Origin of the sequence: Nocardioides sp., from assembly GCF_024509035.1 — a bacterium.
In the GTDB taxonomy this organism is placed as follows: Bacteria; Actinomycetota; Actinomycetes; order Propionibacteriales; family Nocardioidaceae; genus Nocardioides.
In genome coordinates, this window is the sequence record NZ_JANINT010000209.1 from 755 (window position 1) to 3,683 (window position 2,929).

At 72.3% G+C, this 2,929-nt stretch carries 4 protein-coding genes; 2 read left to right on the forward strand and 2 right to left on the reverse strand.

All coding sequences use genetic code 11. The features are described from left to right. Both Q0L15_RS25000 and Q0L15_RS15310 read left to right on the forward strand, forming a co-directional pair. Nucleotides 1-174: cupin domain-containing protein (locus Q0L15_RS25000; RefSeq protein ID WP_366939581.1), on the forward strand; the 174-nt coding region annotated here is incomplete at its 5' end. A 4-nt stretch (nt 175-178) separates the two neighbouring features. Further along, nucleotides 179-1,396: an alpha-hydroxy acid oxidase gene (locus tag Q0L15_RS15310; protein WP_296605319.1), complete on the forward strand. Its 1,218-nt coding sequence runs from the start codon at nt 179-181 to the stop codon at nt 1,394-1,396. A 9-nt stretch (nt 1,397-1,405) separates the two neighbouring features. Here the strand turns inward: Q0L15_RS15310 and Q0L15_RS15315 are convergent, their stop codons facing one another. Beyond that, complete coding sequence (locus Q0L15_RS15315) at nt 1,406-2,590, reverse strand: FAD-dependent oxidoreductase (RefSeq protein ID WP_296605320.1); 1,185 nt, start codon at nt 2,588-2,590, stop codon at nt 1,406-1,408. A gap of 81 nt (nt 2,591-2,671) precedes the next feature. Then, a partial coding sequence (locus tag Q0L15_RS15320) for a hypothetical protein (RefSeq protein WP_296605321.1) occupies nt 2,672-2,929 on the reverse strand: 258 nt, incomplete at its 5' end.

Sequence of the window (2,929 nt, forward strand, 5' to 3'; positions counted from 1 at the left end):
AGCGTCGGATACCTCGTCTCCGGCAGTGCCGTCACCGAGATCGACGGAGTGCGGCACGAGCTGCACCCCGGCGACGGGTTCCGGCACCCCCCAGGCGCCGAGCACAGCATGACCGCCCTCGGAGACGGTGCGACCTGGCTCGAGATCAAGTCGCCGCCCGCCCGGACCTGGTAGCGCCATGAGCACCCGCCAACTGCCGCGGTGGTCCCAGCTGCGGGAGTCGATCAGGTTCCGGCCGCTGACCCTCGACCCGGTCGCGCGCCGGCTCGAGCGAGCCCTCACGGTGACCGACCTGCGGGAGGTCGCGCGGCGCACGTCGCCGCGGTCGGTCTTCGACTACACCGACGGGGCGGCCGGGACGGAGTCGACACTGCACCGGGCCAGGGACACCTTCGCCTCCCTCGAGCTCCGGCCGTCGGTGCTGCGCGACGTGTCCGAGCTCGACACCTCGACCACGGTCCTCGGCGGCCCCGCCGCCCTGCCGCTGGTCTTCGGACCCACCGGCTTCACCCGGCTCATGCACCACGAGGGCGAGCTGGCCGTCGCGCGCGTCGCCGAGCGCCAGGGCGTGCCCTACTGCCTGGCCACCCTCGGGACCACGTCGATCGAGCGGGTCGCAGACGCTGTGCCGTCGGGTCGCAGGTGGTTCCAGCTCTATGTGTGGCGCGACCGGTCGCGCGCCGAGGAGCTGATGCGCCGCGCCGAGGCCAGCGGGTACGAGGCACTGGTGCTGACCGTCGACGTCCCCGTCGTGGGGGCGCGGCACCGCGACGTCCGCAACGGCTTCACGATCCCCCCGACCCTGACCGGCCGCACGATGCTCAATGCGGCACGGCACCCGGGCTGGTGGGTCAACCTGCTCACGACGGAGCCCCTCACGTTTGCCTCGCTCAGCTCGTGGGACACCGATGCCCAGGCGATCGACGAGCTTCTCGACCCGTCGATGACGATCGATGACCTCGAGTGGATCCGCGCTCACTGGCACGGCCCGCTGGTCGTCAAGGGGATCCAGACCGTCGAGGACGCCCGCCGCGTGGTGGCGGCCGGCGCCGACGCGATCGTGGTCTCCAGCCACGGCGGACGGCAGCTGGACCAGGCGCCGGTGCCGCTGCGGTTGCTCCCCGACGTGCGCGATGCGCTGGGCGGCGGCACCGAGGTGCTGCTCGACACCGGGGTGATGTCGGGCACCGACGTCGTCGCGGCTCTCGCCCTCGGTGCCGACGCGGTCCTCGTCGGCCGGGCCTACCTCTACGGGCTGATGGCCGGCGGTCAGCGCGGGGTCGAGCGGATGATGACGATCCTGACGGCCGAGACACGCCGCACCATGGCCCTGCTCGGCGTCCGCACGGTCGCCGAGCTGGGGCCACAGCACGTCCGGCTGGCGCCGGAGCGGTGAGCCCCTGCCTCAGAGCCTGGGGGGCATGAACCGCATCGGCGAGTACGCCGCAGGGTCGACCGCCAGGTCGGTGCGGCCGTGCAGCACCGTGTCGGCCACCAGCCGGCCGGTCGCGGCCGAGAGGTGGATGCCCTTGCGGCCGTGTCCGGAGGCGATGTGGACGTTGCTCAACGCCGGGGTTGTGCCGATCATCGGCAGGAGGTCCACCGACATGGGACGTCCGCCCGCGCGGTCCTCCACCACCTCGGCCGCCTCGAGGAAGGGGAACCGGGAGATCCCGGTGTCCAGCAGCAGCTGGGTGTCCTCGGGAAGAGCGTGCCGCTCGGCCAACGGCCGGATGTAGGCGTCGGTGGGTCGCAGGCCTCCGCCCGGTGCCGGGTCCGGGGTCGCGGCCAGCAGGAAGTCGCCGTCGGGGTACTGCATCAGCGCGATCCGCTCGATCACGTGGTGCTTCAGCACGACGTCCCCGGGCACGCGCAGGACGTGCAGCTGGCCCTTGAGGTTGCACATCGGCAACGGGAAGCCCAGCCAGACCGACGCTGCGGGTGTCCACGACCCCATGGCGATGACGACGTGGCCGGCCGAGACCTCCGAGCCATCCGCGAGTCGCACGCCCGAGGCCCGTTCACCCTCCCAGACCAGTCCCGTCACCTCGGCCGTCTCGAGCCGGGCGCCCCGCTTCTCGGCGGCGGCCATGTACATCTGGGCCAGCTTCCAGCCGTCCACCTGGATCACCGAGGGGAACAGGTAGCCACCGAGCACGCTGGGGCCGAGCAGCGGCTCGTGCTCGCGGATCTGGTCGGCGTCCAGCCACTCGGCGCCCGCTCCGGCGGCCTCGAGCTGCGCGCCGCTGGCGGCGTACATCTGCTGGTGGTGGGCCAGCGACTCGGCGGAGTACGCCGGCGCCAGTCCCGGCCGATCGTTGAACCAGCCGGGCGCTTCTTGGAACTGCTCGAGCTCGGCCATGTGCTCGCGGATCAGCCGGATGCTCTCGAGGCCGAGCGCCAGGTGCGGCCCGGGCGAGAAGTCACCTCCGAAGGCGTTGAAGAACCCCGGGCCGTGGCCCGTGGCCCCGGCGGCGATCCGCTCCTTCTCCAGGACGCGGACGCTGGCCCCTGCCGCGGCAGCGAAGTACGCGACGGACGTGCCGATCACCCCGCCCCCGACGACCACGATGTCGGCTGTGCTGTTCACGGGACTCCCCTCTCGATGCCGGTCATGTCGATACCGGTCATTGGTTGTGGTGCGTCGAGTGCCGGCGCACCGGCGCGCGCCTCAGTGGTCGCGGAGCAGCGAGCCGTGCCCCTGGAGCTGGTCGGTCACACCGTTGTCGCGCAGCGCCATCCACCACGTCGCGGCGTTGATCGCGATCACGGGCTTGCCGAGCACCTGCTCCATCTGGTCGGCCAGGCCCACCATCGAGAGGTTGGTGCCCACCTGCACGATCGCGTCGACCTCCTCGCCGTCGACCTCGAGGATGGCCGCGCGCAGCGTCTCCTCGGGGACCCGGGCGATGCCCACGGCCGTCGGGCA